Raw genomic sequence first — 15,560 nt, 5'->3', positions numbered from 1 at the left:
CCGGTCAGGCGACCGTGGCGCCGCCGCGCCGCAGCGCCAGCTTGGGCACCTTGCGGCCCGTGGTAAGAGCCGCGCCGCGGCCCGAAAGCGAAGGGTTGGTCATGAAATAACGGTGCACGTTGAAGGGTTTCTCGTCCGCGCCCAAAGTGGCGGAAACGCGCTGATAGGCCCCATCGGCACTCAAAGTCCAGCTTTGCTCGGTATCGATGAGGTTGGCGAGCATGACCTGATCGAGAATCTGGTCGTGGACGGTCCGGTTGCGGATGGGCACGAGCACCTCGACGCGGCGATCCAGATTGCGGCTCATCCCGTCGGCCGACGAGATGAACAGCCGCGCGCGCCGGTTGGGCAGGTGGGCGCCATTGCCGAAGGCCCAGATGCGGCTGTGTTCGAGGAAACGCCCGATCACCGACTTGACCGTGATCTTCTCCGACAGGCCCGGCACGCCCGGCCTCAGGCAGCAGATGCCGCGCACGACGAGGCTGATCTCGACGCCCTCCTGTGCTGCGGCATAGAGCCGGTCGATCAACCGGCTGTCGGTCAGCGAATTGAGCTTGGCCCAGATCGCGGCGGGCTTGCCCGCGCGGGCAAAGCCGATCTCGCGCTCGATGCAGTCATAGAGCGTGCGGCGCAGCCCGATCGGCGAGATCGACAGGAACTCGGTGTTCTTGGGCTCGACATAGCCGGTGATGAAATTGAACAGCTGGCCCACATCGCGCCCGGCCTTGGGATCGGCGGTGAAGAACGAAAGGTCGGTGTAGATGCGCGCGGTCACCGGGTGATAGTTGCCGGTGCCGAAGTGGCAATACGTGCGATAGCCATCGCCCTCGCGGCGGACCACCATCGAGACTTTGGCGTGGGTCTTCCAGTCGAGGAAGCCGTAGATCACCTGAACCCCGGCGCGTTCGAGCTGGCTGGCCCAGTGGAGGTTCTGTTCCTCGTCGAAGCGGGCCTTGAGTTCGACCACTGCCGTCACCGACTTGCCCGCGTCCGCCGCCGCGATCAGCGCCGCGATCACCGCCGATTGCTTGCCCGCGCGATAGAGCGTCTGCTTGATCGCCACCACGTCGGGGTCGGAGGCGGCCTGATGGAGGAAATCGACCACTACGTCGAAGCTTTCGAACGGGTGGTGGATGACCAGATCCTTCTCGCGGATCGCGGCAAAGCAATCGCCGTCATGTTCGAGCACGCGCTCGGGATAGCGCGGGTTGTAGGGCTCGAACTTGAGGTCGGGGCGGGGCATGTCGACGATCTGCGAGAGGCCGTTCATCGCCAGCAGCCCGTGCGACTTGATCACCAGCGCATAGTCGAGCCGCAGCTTTTCGCGCAGCAACTGTTCTGCGGCAGGATCGGAATCTTCCTGCAACTGCAACATGATGACCTTGCCGCGCCGCCGCCGCTGGATCGCCGTGCGGAAGTAGCGGACGAGATCCTCGGCGTCTTCCTCGATCTCCATGTCGCTGTCGCGCAGCACGCGGAACGTGCCCGAGCCAAGCACCCTGAAGCCGGGGAAGACTTCCGGGGCATGGCGCCGCACGAGTTCCTCGATGCTGATCCAGCAGGCTTCCTCGCCCGGCAGCCGCACGAAGCGGGGCAGGGCGGGGGGGATCAGGATCATCTCGGTGACCGGCTCGTTGTCGGCCAGCCGGATCATCGAGAAGAGGATGCCGGTGCCCTGGTTGGCGATGAACGGGAACGGGTGGGCCGGGTCGATCGCCTGGGGGGTGAGCACGGGGACGACATGCTCGCGGAAATAGCGCGTCAGCCAGTCGGAGTGCGTGCGCGAGAGCGGGCGGTCGCCGATCAGGCGGATGCCCGCCTTTTCGAGCAGGCACGAGAGTTCGCCCAGCACTTCATGCTGCGCGGAAACCAGATCCTCGATCGCCCCGTGGATCTGCTGCAACTGCTGGGTGGGCGAGAGGCCGTCGATGGAAACCTCGTCGATCCCGCGCCGGACTTGCCCGGCAAGGCCCGCCACGCGCACCATCATGAATTCGTCGAGATTGCTGCCCGAGATCGAGAGAAAGCGCAGCCGTTCGAGCAGCGGATAATTGGTGTTCTGCGCTTCGGCCAGAACGCGGCGGTTGAACATCAGCCAGCTGAGTTCGCGGTTGAAATAGCGCGCGCCGGGGGCGATGTCGTGAAGCTTGGGGTCGTGCAGCCGGGATATGCCGGCCTGAAGGGCAGAGTGGGCGTCCAGCCCGGCTTGCGCTTCGGGGGCGGCCAGCGGCCCGGCCAGCGTATCGCCCGGTGCATTGCCGAGTGCATTGCTCAAGGCATCGGGGGCCCCGGTTTCCGTCATGCTGCCCTCGCTCGTGTCTCCCATTGCGCCTTTCACTCCGTCAACTGCTCCGCCAGCCGCTCCGTTCGCCACTTTTTTTATCCTGTTCGATGCTGTTGCAGTGCCGCGCGCCATGGTTCCGCTTTGCTACGTTTCGATGACCCGAACACCCTAGGCGGCATGAAAGCCAAGGCAAGTGCAAAGGGTGTCCGTCACGGGATGCATTCATCCGGTTTAATCTCTACTCGTTTTGTCGAGAATAAACCTCGCTTCGGCGCCGGGTGCTCGCCAGCCTCCTGTGTGACGCTAGATTGCAGTCTGGTCCCGGTGAGTCGTGCCCCTGGCCGCGTTATCACAGCCGGTCCGCAGCGGGTGGGCAGCGCATGGTTCCACCCGCTGCGGACTTCGAGATTGTTGTTTGGATATAATGTGTTGAACCTCGTTTTCGAGGGCATTTCCGGCTGCCTTTGTCCGGCGTGGGGTTTGTTCATCGGGCAGAAAGTTTCGCTTTGTGGCCGCCAATAACTCGTTTAATGTCTATCTTGAAGGTTGAGTATAAGAGGGGTGCAGAAGGGGAGCGCAGGCATCTGCCGGTGTTTCCCTCCCTGCCATTCAGGCCTCTTGCATGCCCGGCTTCGGGCGAATGTGTTGGGCCATTCGTGTTCGTGGAAAAATGACCATGTCGACCAATCCGTCATCACCTGATGCAGAAAGTGCGCGGCTGATCGAGCAGTCTCTCGAAAGTGTGCGTGAGGCACTGGGAGGCCTGCGATATGGCCATGTCGGCCTGACCGTCCACGAAGGGCGTGTCGTCCAGATCGACGTGACCGAAAAGCGCCGTTTCAAGAGCGGCTGATTCCAGCCCGTCGGCAGCGCCAGGGTCGCCACGCGGCCCATGGACAAGGCCCCGGGGGGAGGGCCGCCGCCGACGGCAGCATCAAGACCAACTCCATGCCCCGTGCCACGGAACCCCTCCGCGCCCGGTACGCATGTCGCAAAGGGATGCAAACCCATGCAATTTCGTGCTCGCCTTCATGGGGCGTGCGCGCCGGCCTCGCTCGTCCTGAGCCTGCTGCTGGCCGGCACTGCCCACGCCTCTGACAATGCCGCCGCAGCGCCAGCAGCCGATGGGGCGGCAGCTGAGGGGCAGGCTCCCGTTCAGGCCGCTCCAGCGCTTGACGAAGGGATTGTCGTCACTGCCCGCCGCCGCGTGGAAACGGTGCAGACGGTGCCGCTGGCCGTCACGGTCGTGGGCGGGCCGCATATCGACGCGACCGGCGCCTTCAATGTGGGCCGGCTCACCCAGTTGACCCCGACGCTCCAGTTCTATTCGTCCAACCCGCGCAACACCTCGGTCAACATCCGCGGCCTTGGCGCGCCGCTGGGCCTGACCAACGACGGCATCGAGCAGGGCGTGGGCGTCTATATCGACGACGTCTACTATTCGCGCGCGGCCTCCTCGACGTTCGACTTCCTCGACGTGAGCCGGATCGAGGTCCTGCGCGGGCCGCAGGGCACGCTGTTCGGCAAGAACACCACCGCGGGCGCCCTCAACATCACCAGCCGCGCCCCCACGTTCGAGCCGGAAGCCCGCGCCGAAGTTTCGGTGGGCAACATGGGCTTCGTCCAGGCCAAGGCGGCGGTTTCGGGCCCGCTGAGCGACACGCTGGCGCTGCGCGTGGCCGGCTCCTTCACCCGCCGCGACGGGTCGATCTACAATGTCGCGCAAGGCCAGTGGGTCAATTCGCAGGACAACAAGGGGGGCCGCGTCCAGCTCCTGTGGCGCCCCAATGGCGGGGTCGAGTTCACCCTCTCGGGCGACTACAATCAGCAGGACCCCAATTGCTGCGCGATGGTCTACGTGCGCACCGGCACGACCCAGCGCCCGCTCAATCGCCAGTATGCCGCGCTGGCCGCGGCGGCCGGGTATGCCGTGCCCAGCACCAATCCGTTCGACCGCGTGACCGACGAGGACGTGGCCCTGCGCGCCCACAACGTGACTGGCGGCGTCTCGCTGCGCGGCAAGATCGAGACGGGGCTGGGCACCGTCACCACGATCACCGCCTGGCGCTTCTGGGACTGGAACCCGTCGAACGACCGCGATTATCTGGGCCTGCCGATCACGGTGCGCTCCAACAACCCCTCGCATCAGGACCAGTGGACGCAGGAACTGCGCCTGACGGGCGAGAGCGGGCGTTTCAACTACACGGTGGGCGCCTTCGGTTTCTACCAGAAGATCCACACCAGCGGCGTGCAGGAACAGGGCGCTGCGGCGAGCAAGTTCCTGCTCAATCCGTCGAACCCTGCGCTCTACAACGATCCTTCGGTGCTCAACGGGTTGACCGCGACCAACGACATCTCGCTCAAGAACACGAGCGCGGCGATCTATGCCAAGTTCGGCTACAAGCTCACCAGCAAGCTCTCGATCCAGCCGGGCGTGCGCATCAACTACGACAAGAAGGATGGTGTCTACAATTCGGTGGTCAACGACGGCGCGGGCAACCTGCTGACCGTCCGGCCCGACAACACCGCGCGCGAGAAGGCCCAGCTTGGCGTGCTGGCGCCCCAGTATTTCGTCGCCAATTTCAGCGACTGGAATTTCTCGGGCGACGTGACGCTGGCCTATGACATCAGCCCCGTGGTCCATACATATGCGACCTATGCGCGCAGCTTCAAGTCGGGCGGCATCAACCTCAACGGGGTGCCGGCCGATGCGAACGGCAATGCGCTGACCCAGCTCGCCACGGTCAAGCCCGAGCGGGTCAACCACTACGAAGTGGGCATCAAGACCCAGTTCTGGGACCGCAAGGGCACCTTCAACCTCGCCGCCTTCCGCACCGAGATCGGCGACTATCAGGCGCAAGTCTCCAACTATGCGGTCGGCGCCCTGCGCGGCTATCTGGCCAATGCCGACAAGGTGCGCACGCAAGGCGTCGAGGTCGATTTCAGCCTGCGTCCGAGCGAACGCTTCAGCCTCTACAGCAATGCGGCCTATACCGACGCCAAGTACGTGCGCTTCACCAATGCCCCGTGCGCGCCCGAGCTTTCGGGTGGCGCGACAAGTCCGGGCTCGTGCGACATTTCCGGACAGGCGCTGCCCGGTGTCTCGAAGTGGTCGTTCTCCTATGGCGCGGAAGCCAACCTGCCGGTCTCGTTCCTGGGCGGCAGCGAGGATCAGGTCTATCTGGGCTTCGACGGCAACTATCGCTCGCGCTTCTCGTCGAACCCGACCCCATCGGCCTATACGTGGATCGAGGGCTATGCGCTCAGCAACTTCCGCCTCGGCCTGCGCCGTCAGGGCCGGTTCGACATCTATGGCTGGGTGCGCAATGCCTTCGACACCCACTACTTCGACCAGTTGGCCGTGGCCTCGGGCAACACCGGCCTGATCGTGGGCATGGTGGGCGATCCGCGCACCTACGGCTTCACCCTGCGCGGACAGTTCTGAATTTCTCCACGCCGCCTAAACCCTCCCCATGCCGATGGGGAGGGGGCCCCATGCAAAGCGCAAAGGGGATTTCATCATCGGTCCCCGTCGATGAAATCCCCCAGCGGCCCCAGAATCGACCCTTCGCCGCGGTTTTTGCCACCCCCCGGCATGGCGGCGGCAACCATCCGCCCGGCCAGCCGCGAAAACGGCAGCGACTGGATCCAGACTTTGCCCGGCCCGGTCAACCGTGCGAAGAACAGGCCTTCGCCGCCAAACAGCGCGCTGCGTACGCCGCCCACCGTCACCAGGTCAAATTCGACCGAGGGAGTATAGGCTGCCAGACACCCGGTATCGACGTGAAGCTGCTCGCCCGGTGCCAGTTCGCGCTCGATCAGCGTGCCCCCCATCTGCACGAAGACCCAGCCATCGCCATCGAGGCGCTGCATGACGAAGCCTTCGCCGCCGAACAGCCCGGTCATGATCCGCCGCTGGAAGGCGATGCCGATGGAAACGCCGCGCGCGGCGGCCAGAAAACTGTCCTTCTGGCAGATCAGCGTGCCGCCCAGATCGGAGAGCTTGAGCGGCAGGATCGTGCCGGGCACGGGAGCGGCAAAGGCCACCCGCGCCTTGCCGCTGCCATGGTGGGTGAAGACGGTGGTGAACAGGCTCGCCCCCGTCACCAGCCGCTTGCCCGCGCCCAGCAGCTTGTCCATGAAGCCGCCGCCATCGCCATGGCTGCCATCGCCGAACACCGTTTCCATGGTGATGGCCGCATCCTTCCACACGAAGGCCCCGGCTTCGGCCACGGCACTCTCGCCCGGATCGAGTTCGATCTCGACGAATTGCAGGTCGTTGCCGCGAATGGCAAAATCGACGTCGTCGGCAATGCCGGCGCGGCGGCTGTGGCTCCACGGACTGCTGCTCATGATGAAGTCACTCTCCGAAAAAAGCCGGCTCCGAAAAGGGCGGTCGGGGGTAGACCCATGGCCTGTATCAAAGCGGGGTAACAGCTGTTAGAATGGCGCCATGACCGGAGGCTGGCAACCCCGGTTCCTTCAACTCTGACTCCCACACTCTGGCTCCCACAACTCTGGCTCCCTCAAGGAGAATGGCAAGGCATGACGGCAACCGCGCGTGAAGGTATTGGTGGAGGCCTCTCCCCCCGGCGCTACGCCATCAGCGCCATCGTCCTGCACTGGAGCATCGCGGCGCTGCTGCTGTTCCAGGTCTCGCTCGGCTGGCGACTGGAAGACCTGCCCAAGGGCGTTGCCCGTTTCTCGGGCTACCAGTTCCACAAGTCGGTGGGCTTTCTCATCCTCGGGCTCAGCCTTGCGCGGCTGATCGTGCGGCTGGTGGCGCGGCGTCCGGCGCCTGCGGCAGGCACCCCGGCGGTGCGCCTGCTGGTCAAGGTCGTCCATGTCCTGCTCTATGCGGTCATGATCCTGGGCCCGCTGTCGGGCTGGATCATGGTTTCGGCCTCGAAAGTCCGCATGCACACGATGTTCTTCGGCGCGTTCCCGATCCCCAACCTGCCGGTGGGTGCGGGCTGGCACATGCCTGCCGAAACGGTGCACGGTTCGCTCGGGCTGGTCACGCTGGGCCTGTTCGCGCTCCATGTCGCGGGGGCCCTGCGCCATCATCTCCAGGGCGATGCCCTGCTCGAACGGATGATCCCGCTGGCCAGCCGCCGGGGGCTGACGATCGGCGCGGCGGTGGCGCTGGCAGGCGCGGTGGCCGCCATGGTGCTGGCGCAAGTCTGGCCCTTCGGGGCTGCGGCGGCTCCGGCTCCGGCTCCGACCGCTTCGGTTGAGCCGGGCGCGCAAGCCAGTCAGGATGCTGAGCCGGAAGATGCTTCGAACGATGCGCTGGCCTCGGGGGCGAGGCCCGTGCCGGCGTCCCCATCGGTTGCCGCGCTCGCCTCTGTCGCGGCACAGGCGCCCGATCTTGCGTTCTGGCAGGTGGCACCCGGCGGCAAGCTGGGCTTTCGCGCGACTTATTCGGGCGAGGACATCGCCGGCGCTTTTTCCCGCTGGGACGCGCGCATCCGTTTTTCGCCCGATGATCTCACGCATTCCTCGCTGCGCGTGACCATCGACCCGGCCTCGGTCAACTCGGGCGATACCCAGCGCGACGACATGCTCAAGAGCGATTCCTTCTTTGGCGCGGCGGCCCATCCGCGCGCGGTCTATACCGCCTCGCGCTTCCGCCAGCAGTCGCCCGGCCACTATGTCGCCGAGGGCACGCTGTCGCTCGGGGGCAAGATCCGTCCGGTGCCGCTGGCTTTCGTGCTGGCCATCAACGGGGCTTCGGCAAGGGCCCATGGCACGGCGACGCTCTCGCGCACGGCCTTCGGGGTGGGGACCGGCGAATGGAGCAGCACCGATGCGCTGCTCGATGCGGTGACCGTCGATTTTGACTTCAAGGCCATCCGCCAGTCGTAACCGGCCCACCCTGGCCGGCCTGCCCTGGTCGGCCTGCTCTTACCGGTCGGCTCTGGCTGGCAGGGGCCGGCGCGCGGCTCAGGCCAGCGGGCCGCCCGGCGATCCCTGAAGGCGTACCCCGGCAAAGAAGAACGCGACATAGCGTTCGGCCCAGGCGGCATGATCGGCGCGCTCCTGTCCGGCTTCCGAGCAGGACATCTTGATGTGGCCCAGCAGCCCTTCGAGCCAGAACCGGGCCGCATCCTCGCAATTGCCGATCACGATCTCGCCCTGGGCCTGGGCCTGGACGAATTCGTCGCGGATGGATTCCACCGCCGAGCGATAGACCCGCGCGCGATGGCCGCCCTGCGGGCTCCCGGCCTCGATGTCGAGCCATTCGATCAGGCTTTCGAGCAGCTTGCCATCGGGCGAATGCAGCAGGTTGAGGGTCTCGATGGCGCGCAGGCGGAAGCGTTCGGCCATCGAGCCACCGGGGCCTTGCGCGATGATCCGCGAGCGGCACAGCGCCACGCCATGTTCGAGCAGGACCTCCATGAGTTCGACTTTGCCCGCAAAGCGCGAATAGATCGTCGCCTTGCCGATATGGGCATGGCGCGCCACGCGGTCGAACGTGAAGGTCTCGAAGCCGGTCTCGCGCAGGACTTCCCAGCTGGCCTTGAGGATCTTGCCGTAAAGCTGCCCGGCCTCGGCCACGGAAGGGCGGCCCCGGCGCGGCATGCGCTGCATCGGGCAAGAGCCCCCGTTTTCGCCTGCCTCAGTGGAGAGAGCGATGGAAGGGTCCGCTGGCGGGGTCTGGTCCGAAGGAGGCGTCGTCATCGGGTGTTTGCGAGATTGGGGAGAGGGGCACTGCGGAGCGGCTGTCGCGCGCGGCGATCTGGCCTGACGGCGAACCGGATTGGGCTGTGCCGGGCTGGGCTGTTCCGGGCTGGCCCAAATCTGACGGACTGCCGGAAGACACCTGCTCCCAATAAGTCTGGCAGTTCATCGCCAGACCTTCCTGACAGGCCAGCCAGACACGGCGGCCAAAACCGGAAAACCAGTCCATCCTTCCCGATCCTTTCCGGCGTTCCGCATCGCGGAAGGCCGCTGTTCGGAGCGCCATGTGCCACGACTGCGTCCGAAGTGCGCCTTTGCGGCGTCACGCGATCGAGTATTGCCATGAAATCGAAGGACGGCAAAGCGCTATAAAAAGAACGGGTTAGTCCCATTTTCAGGCGCCAGCCGGGGTGGTTTGCCAGCCCAGCCCGAGGGCCTTTTCAACCGCGATGAAATCGGTGACCAGTTCAGCCTGGGCCGAGGTGCTGGACTGGAGGGCCGCAATGGCCTGACGGCGGGCGGTCAGGGCATCGCCGAGCGCGACGGTTCCGGCGCGGGCGCGCTGTTCCTGAAGCTCCTGCGCGCGGCGGGCCTGGGCCTGGGTGTCGAGCGCCTTGCCCAGAACCTGACGCTGGCTGCCAAAGCGGGTGAGGGCGCTTTCGGCATCCTGCAAGGCGGCCAGCACGGTGCGCTGATAGCTGGCCTGCGCCTCGGCATGGGCGGCGCGCTTGTTGCGGACCTGGGCCCGGTTGCGCCCGCCGTCAAAGGCGCTCCAGCGCAATTGCGGCATGGCCAGGCCGATCACCTTGTCCGGGTCGACCGCATCGCCCACGTTCGGCCCCCCCAGACCCAGCAGGCCCATGAAGGTGACACGCGGCAGGCCAGCGGCGATCTGCGCGCCGATATCGGCATTGGCAGCGGCCAGATCCCGCTCGGCGCGGCGGATGTCGGGCCGGTTGCGCAAGAGCAGCGCGGGATCGCCCACCGATACGCTGGCCGGGGGCAGCGGCACCGGGGCGGGGCTGGCGAGCAACCCGTCGAGCGCGCCCGGTTCCTGTCCGGTCAGCACGGCGATCTGGTCGATCAGCACGGTAATGTCGGCGCGGGCCGTGGCGCGGTCGCCTTCGGTGCGGGCGGCCTGCCCGCGGGCCTGGGCCAGACCCTGTTCGGGCGCGGTGCCGGCCTGAAGGCGGGCGCGGGCCAGATCGACCAGTCTGGCGTCGATCCCGGCCTGCTCATCGAGGCTGGCCAGAACCGTCTGGCGCGCGCGCAGCGAGACATAGGCCCGCGCGATTTCCGCCGAGAGGGTGACCTGCGCATCGGCAAGGCCCGCTTCGGCGGCCTGAGCCCGTGCCCCGGCGGCCTCGATCTTGCGGCGGGTGCCACCGAAAAGGTCGAATTCCCAGCTCGCGTCGAAGCCCAGATTGTAGATCGTGGTGTCGGTGCGTCCGGTCTTGTCGCTGCCCAGCACATCGGCCGGAACATTGATGTAGGGCACCCCGGTCGAGGCGTTGAAGGTGGGCAGCAGCGAGGTCTTGTTGGCGGCAAGGCCCGCGCGCGCCTGCGCGATGCGGGCATTGGCCACCGCGATGTCGGGCGAGGAGGCCAGCCCCTTGTCGATCAGCCCGGTCAGCACCGGATCGCCCAGCGCCTCCCACCAGCGCGCAGACGGGGCCTGCGGGGTGGTCGTGGCGCGGTCGGCGCGCAGGAAATCGCCGCGCGCGCTGGCGACCGGGGCCGAGGCGGGCGGGCCTCCATAGTGCGGGCCGACCGTGCAACCGGCCAGCGCTGTGGCCAGAACGACGAGACTGGCAGGGCCGACGAGACTGGTGGGGCCGGCGAGACTGGCTGGGCCGCCCAGGCGCAAGGCGCGAGAAGGGAAGGCCGAAAGGAAAGACAGCGAAAAGGGCATCAGTGCATCGCCATTTGATGGTTGCCCTTGGGCAACGGGCGGAGAAGGAAGCACAGCGGCAGGACGATCGAGATACCGACCATCAGCGCGATGAATTCGTCGGAATAGGCCATCACCATGGCCTGACGCAGGACCGTGTTGTCGATCATGCGCAGCGCGGCGGCAAGGCCGTCGGGGCCCCCGCCGAACGAGGCCACTTGCGAGGCCACCCAGTCCTGCACGGTGGGGCTGTTGGCGGGCAGGGCCTCGTGGATGGTCCAGCGGTGGAACTCCTCGCGCCGCTCCTGCAAGGTGGCGAGCAGGGCCAGCGCGATCGAGCCGCCAAGGTTTCGCGCCGCGTTGAACAGGCCCGAGGCATCGCCCGCCTCGTCGGGTTTCACGCTGGCAATCGCCGCCTGGTTGAGGAACAGCATGGCCAGCGCCTGTCCCAGCCCGCGCATGAGCTGCGAGATCACGAAGTCCGACCCGTCGGAATTGACCGTCAGCGTGGTATCGAGCCAGCACGACCCGGCCATGACCAGCATTCCCGTCAGGACCACCAGACGCAAGTCGAAGCGTTTGATGAGGAACGGGAAGAGCGGCATCATCATCAGCGAGGGGATGCCCGAGAGGAACACGATCTTGCCCGACTGATAGGCATTGTAGCCCGCGATCGAGGCCAGGAACTGGGGGATCACATAGGCCGTGCCATAAAGCACCGATCCCACCAGCAGGCCCAGGATGAACACCGCCGCAAAGGCCCGGTTGCGCAACAGCGCCAGCTTGACCACCGGGCGGCGGGCAAAGATCTGCCCTAGCCCGATCAGGATGAAGCCGACCACCGTGACCCCCGAAAGCTGCCAGATCAGGTCCGACTGGAACCACTGCTCGCGATTGCCTTCCTCAAGCACCACCGTCAGCCCGCCAAGGCCAAGGGCCATGCCCAGAATGCCGAGCCAGTCGGCACCGAGCAGGTCGTCGAGGTGCATCTTGCTGCTCGACAGGCTGACCATCAGGAAGATCATCAGCACGATGCAGATCGGGATATTGACGAAGAAGGCATAGTGCCACGAGAGGTTCTCGGTCAGCCAGCCACCGGCCAGCGGGCCGAGCACCGGCCCGAGGATCAGCGTGGAGCCGAACAGCGCGGTGCCCACCGGCTGCTGGTGGCGTGGCAGGCGCGTGGCGATGATGGTCATGCCCGTCGGGATCATCGCCCCGCCGGTAAAGCCCTGTCCCACGCGGCCCACGATCATCATCGTGAGCGTGGTCGAAAGCCCGCAGACGATCGAAAAGCCGGTGAACAGCACCGCGGCGACCAGCAGGAAGCGCTTGAGCCCGAACACCCGTTCGAGCCAGGCGGTGAGCGGGATGATCACGATCTCGGCGACCAGATAGCTCGTCGCGATCCAGGTGCCTTCGGTTGCCGAGGCGCCGATCTCGCCCTGGATGGTGGGCAGCGCGGAATTGACGATCGAGATGTCGAGGGTGGCCATCAGCGCGCCGATGGCCCCGGCCACGACCGCCAGCCAGGCGGTCAGGTCGGCCTTTTCAGGCGGCGCGGAAGGCCCTGCCGGGGAGGGCCCGGAAGGCATCGCGGCAGACATCAGTGCGTGCCCCGGTCCTGTTCGGCCCGGATCGACCTGATCGCGCCCTTCGCGCTCTTGGTATCGACCTCGACCGTCAGCGACAGGCCCGGCACGAGCACCTTGCGCGATTCCTCGCCGGCATTGATGCGGATGCGCACCGGCACGCGCTGGACGATCTTGGTGAAGTTGCCGGTCGCGTTCTGGGGCGGGATCAGCGAGAAATTGGCGCCCGTGCCCGGCGTGATCGAATCGACCACCCCATGGAAGTCCACCCCCGGCAGCGCATCGACATGCATCGTCACCGGCTGGCCGGGGCGCATCAGGCCGATCTGGGTTTCCTTGTAATTGGCCTCGACATAGATCGCCTGGGTCGGAACGATGGTCATCAGGCGCTGCCCGGCGGTTACATATTGGCCCAGCCGCACCGTGCGCGAGCCGATCTTGCCGGCAATCGGCGCGGTCAGGCGGGTAAAGCCCATGTCGTTGCGCGCGGCCAGCCGCGTGGCGTCGGCCGAGGCGATCTGGGCCTGGGCCTGCTCGACCTGGGCCTTGATCGTGGCGATCTTGGCGGTGGCGGCCTCGATCGCGGCCTGACGGGCGCGGACATCGGCGGCAGCCTTGTCGCGCGCACTGGTCAACTGGTCGAGCTGGGTGCGCGGCTCGGCCCCGCTGGCCGCGAGCGGGGCGTAGCGCGCGACTTCCTGCGCATAGTAGGCCAGATCGCGCCGCGCCGAGACAAGCCCGGCCTGCGCCTGGTCGAGGCTGGCCTGCGCCTCGGCAATGCCTGCCGCGGTGGCCTGCTCGGCAGCCTTGGCCACCGAGACCTGGGCATCGGCCTGGGTCAGCTTGGTGGCATAGTCCGTCGGGTCGATCTGGACGAGGAACGCGCCCTGGCCCACCTGCTGGTTGTCGACCACCCCGATCTGGCGGACGTAGCCGGCCAGTTTCGAGCTGACCGCCACGCCATCGGCCTGGACATAGGCGTCGTCGGTCGACTGGATGTACTGCCCGTTGGCGCGGTAGTCGATCAGGGCATAGACGCCATAGGCCAGTGCCACCACCGCCACGCCGATGGCGATCCGGCCAATGGTCTTCTTGCGGGTGCCGGTCATGGACGAAGAGGTGGAGGAATCGGCTGAGGAAACGACCGGGGAATCGTCTGGGGCGGGCATGCAGGGTTCCTGTGGGAAGCTTAAATTGAACGGAACAGTTCAGTTCTATAAAATGAGCGTGGTTCGAGAGCCCGCCTTCGGGCAAGTGATTTTTTTGGAATCCGGGCCTCGAAAATCGCAATCACACGAAAAAGCGCCAAAATCTTTTTCGTTCCCGCATGGCGCGGGGCTTTTTGATCGGGCTGCCAGTGCTGCTCTGGCGCCGTCGGAGCGAATCGGGTTGCGCGCGGCGCAAGGGCCATCCGGCCCGAACCGGCTTCCCGAAGGGCAGCGGCAGGCCGCGGGCAGGGCCCTTTCGACAATCTTTTGCCCACGCTTTTGCCCGCCCGGCCTTGCCGCGCGGGCTTTGGGCGTTAAGAGCGGGGGCGTGAGCGCAACCATCGTCATTGGCGCCGACGACAGGTCGGGCGCCGCCGTCCGCATCGACGTCGAGGAACTGCTGGCCACGCGCCTTCTGGTGCAGGGCAACAGCGGCTCGGGAAAGTCGCACCTTCTGCGCCGGATCCTCGAACAGAGCGCCAGCGTCGTCCAGCAGGTGGTGATCGACCCGGAAGGCGATTTCGTCAGCCTGGCCGAACCCTTTGGCCATGTCGTCGTCGATGGATCGGCCTATGACGGGGCCGAGATCGTCAAGCTGGCCGCGCGCATCCGCCAGCATCGCGCCTCGGTGATCCTCGCGCTCGACGGGCTCGAACTCGAAGCGCAGATGCGCTGCGCCGCCGTCTTCATGAACACCCTGTTCGATGCCCCGCGCGACCAGTGGTATCCCGCGCTGGTGGTCGTCGACGAAGCGCAGATGTTCGCGCCTGCCGCCGCCGGCGACGTGGCCGACGACGTGCGCCGCCTCTCGCTCGCGGCGATGACGAACCTCATGTGCCGTGGGCGCAAGCGCGGGCTGGCCGGGATCATCGCCACCCAGCGTCTGGCCAAGCTGGCCAAGAACGTCGCTGCCGAAGCCTCCAACTTCCTGATGGGGCGCACCTTCCTCGATATCGACATGGCCCGCGCCGCCGATCTTCTGGGCATGGAGCGCCGTCAGGCCGAACAGATCCGCGACCTCGAACGCGGCCATTTCCTCGCGCTTGGCCCGGCGATCTGCCGCCGCCCGGTCGGGGTCAAGATCGCCGACGTGGAAACCCGCGCGCGCAATGTCGTCCATGGCCTGATGCCCATGCCCAATGCGGCGGGCGAGGAGATGGAGGCGCTGCTCATGGCCGAGCCGCTGATGTTCGACCCCGTGCCCGCGCCGCCCGAGCCCGAGGACCACGCGCCCGACAGCGGCGAACTGCTCGACCGGATCGAAAGCAGCGTTCCGGCTGCCGAACAGGTCGAGCCGCCCGCCGAGCCGAGCCTGTTCGCGGCCGAGGAAACCGCCGCGCAGATCGTCGAGATCCTCGCCGACATGGCGCAGGAGCCCGACTGCACGTTCCAGCCCGCCTCGCAACTGTTCCAGGATTTCACCGTGCGCTGCCGCATGGCCCGGCTGGGCCCGGTGGGGATCGATCTTGCCCAGTTCCGCCGCCGCTTCGCGATGGCCGTGGCGGGCATTCCCGACGACCGCGAGCCGCGCTGGCAGCCCGCGCTCAACCTTGCGCGCGATGTGGCCGATGATGTGCTCGCGCCATTCCTCGTGCTGGCGGTGGCGGCAGTCGAAGGGCTGCCATGCCCGGATGACGAGCGCATGGCCGAAATCTATGGCACCCGCTCGCCCGGACGCATCCGCCGCCTGCTCGACCATCTCGAAAAGAGCGGCTTGATCGTGGTGCGGACCGATTATGGCGGGCGCCGTTCGATCGGCATCCCCGGCCTTGGCATGACGACCGCGCCGATGGAGGGCTGAAGGCCCGGAACCGGAAGGCGGAACCGGCGGTTTGCGCCCGCTGTCCGCGCACGATGTTGCACCGCAAAATGATTGCACGCAGGCTATCGCCATGCCTAAT

Annotated in this window: 11 protein-coding genes; 4 read left to right on the top strand and 7 right to left on the bottom strand. The window is 66.5% G+C overall.

Translation table 11 applies throughout. The features are described from left to right. Positions 1 to 4: 4 nt before the first annotated feature. Complete coding sequence (locus tag SBI20_RS04885; protein WP_317973993.1) at positions 5 to 2,302, bottom strand: RNA degradosome polyphosphate kinase; 2,298 nt, start codon at positions 2,300 to 2,302, stop codon at positions 5 to 7. Between the two features lie 658 nt (positions 2,303 to 2,960). Here SBI20_RS04885 and SBI20_RS04880 point away from each other — a divergent pair. Together SBI20_RS04880 and SBI20_RS04875 are read left to right on the top strand one after the other, a co-directional pair. Beyond that, positions 2,961 to 3,137 (top strand): YezD family protein, encoded by a 177-nt coding sequence (locus tag SBI20_RS04880; protein ID WP_317973992.1) that lies wholly within the window; start codon positions 2,961 to 2,963, stop codon positions 3,135 to 3,137. A 156-nt stretch (positions 3,138 to 3,293) separates the two neighbouring features. After that, complete coding sequence (locus tag SBI20_RS04875) at positions 3,294 to 5,729, top strand: TonB-dependent receptor (protein ID WP_317973991.1); 2,436 nt, start codon at positions 3,294 to 3,296, stop codon at positions 5,727 to 5,729. A 74-nt stretch (positions 5,730 to 5,803) separates the two neighbouring features. Here the strand turns inward: SBI20_RS04875 and SBI20_RS04870 are convergent, their stop codons facing one another. Beyond that, on the bottom strand, positions 5,804 to 6,637 hold the full coding sequence (locus SBI20_RS04870) for an AIM24 family protein (protein WP_317973990.1): 834 nt from the start codon (positions 6,635 to 6,637) through the stop codon (positions 5,804 to 5,806). A gap of 192 nt (positions 6,638 to 6,829) precedes the next feature. Between SBI20_RS04870 and SBI20_RS04865 the strand changes: the two genes are divergently transcribed. Continuing rightward, entirely contained in the window at positions 6,830 to 8,152 is a 1,323-nt protein-coding gene (locus SBI20_RS04865) for a YceI family protein (RefSeq protein WP_317973989.1), read from the top strand. 78 nt (positions 8,153 to 8,230) lie between these two features. Here the strand turns inward: SBI20_RS04865 and SBI20_RS04860 are convergent, their stop codons facing one another. The 5 genes from SBI20_RS04860 to SBI20_RS04840 all read right to left on the bottom strand — a co-directional run bounded on the left by SBI20_RS04860 (position 8,231) and on the right by SBI20_RS04840 (position 13,620). After that, the gene (locus SBI20_RS04860; protein ID WP_317973988.1) at positions 8,231 to 8,878 is read right to left on the bottom strand and encodes a TetR/AcrR family transcriptional regulator; all 648 of its coding nucleotides are present in this window, start codon (positions 8,876 to 8,878) and stop codon (positions 8,231 to 8,233) included. A 28-nt stretch (positions 8,879 to 8,906) separates the two neighbouring features. Continuing rightward, positions 8,907 to 9,197, bottom strand: a complete 291-nt coding sequence (locus tag SBI20_RS04855) for a hypothetical protein (RefSeq protein ID WP_317973987.1) — start codon at positions 9,195 to 9,197, stop codon at positions 8,907 to 8,909. A 165-nt stretch (positions 9,198 to 9,362) separates the two neighbouring features. Next, positions 9,363 to 10,880, bottom strand: a complete 1,518-nt coding sequence (locus tag SBI20_RS04850) for an efflux transporter outer membrane subunit (RefSeq protein ID WP_317973986.1) — start codon at positions 10,878 to 10,880, stop codon at positions 9,363 to 9,365. Beyond that, a complete protein-coding gene (locus tag SBI20_RS04845; protein ID WP_317973985.1) occupies positions 10,880 to 12,466 on the bottom strand; it encodes an MDR family MFS transporter in 1,587 nt (528 codons plus the stop codon). Before SBI20_RS04845 ends, SBI20_RS04850 begins: the two co-directional genes overlap by 1 nt. Then, positions 12,466 to 13,620, bottom strand: a complete 1,155-nt coding sequence (locus tag SBI20_RS04840) for an HlyD family secretion protein (RefSeq protein WP_317973984.1) — start codon at positions 13,618 to 13,620, stop codon at positions 12,466 to 12,468. Before SBI20_RS04840 ends, SBI20_RS04845 begins: the two co-directional genes overlap by 1 nt. Before the next feature lie 367 nt (positions 13,621 to 13,987). Here SBI20_RS04840 and SBI20_RS04835 point away from each other — a divergent pair, with 367 nt between their 5' ends. Then, a complete protein-coding gene (locus SBI20_RS04835) occupies positions 13,988 to 15,460 on the top strand; it encodes a helicase HerA domain-containing protein (protein ID WP_317973983.1) in 1,473 nt (490 codons plus the stop codon). Positions 15,461 to 15,560: the final 100 nt, after the last annotated feature.

This window comes from Novosphingobium sp. IK01 (assembly GCF_033242265.1).
In the GTDB taxonomy this organism is placed as follows: Bacteria; Pseudomonadota; Alphaproteobacteria; order Sphingomonadales; family Sphingomonadaceae; genus Novosphingobium; species Novosphingobium pituita.
The sequence above is the reverse complement of the archived record's forward strand: the minus strand, read 5'-3'. Positions and strand labels throughout refer to the sequence as shown.

Bases quoted from the DNA above. Each gene is read 5' to 3' on its own strand.
- SBI20_RS04885 (WP_317973993.1), bottom strand. From the start codon at position 2,302: ATGACGGAAACCGGGGCCCCCGATGCCTTGAGCAATGCACTCGGCAAT.
- SBI20_RS04880 (WP_317973992.1), top strand. From the start codon at position 2,961: ATGTCGACCAATCCGTCATCACCTGATGCAGAAAGTGCGCGGCTGATC.
- SBI20_RS04875 (WP_317973991.1), top strand. From the start codon at position 3,294: ATGCAATTTCGTGCTCGCCTTCATGGGGCGTGCGCGCCGGCCTCGCTC.
- SBI20_RS04870 (WP_317973990.1), bottom strand. From the start codon at position 6,637: ATGAGCAGCAGTCCGTGGAGCCACAGCCGCCGCGCCGGCATTGCCGAC.
- SBI20_RS04865 (WP_317973989.1), top strand. From the start codon at position 6,830: ATGACGGCAACCGCGCGTGAAGGTATTGGTGGAGGCCTCTCCCCCCGG.
- SBI20_RS04860 (WP_317973988.1), bottom strand. From the start codon at position 8,878: ATGCAGCGCATGCCGCGCCGGGGCCGCCCTTCCGTGGCCGAGGCCGGG.
- SBI20_RS04855 (WP_317973987.1), bottom strand. From the start codon at position 9,197: ATGGACTGGTTTTCCGGTTTTGGCCGCCGTGTCTGGCTGGCCTGTCAG.
- SBI20_RS04850 (WP_317973986.1), bottom strand. From the start codon at position 10,880: ATGCCCTTTTCGCTGTCTTTCCTTTCGGCCTTCCCTTCTCGCGCCTTG.
- SBI20_RS04845 (WP_317973985.1), bottom strand. From the start codon at position 12,466: ATGTCTGCCGCGATGCCTTCCGGGCCCTCCCCGGCAGGGCCTTCCGCG.
- SBI20_RS04840 (WP_317973984.1), bottom strand. From the start codon at position 13,620: ATGCCCGCCCCAGACGATTCCCCGGTCGTTTCCTCAGCCGATTCCTCC.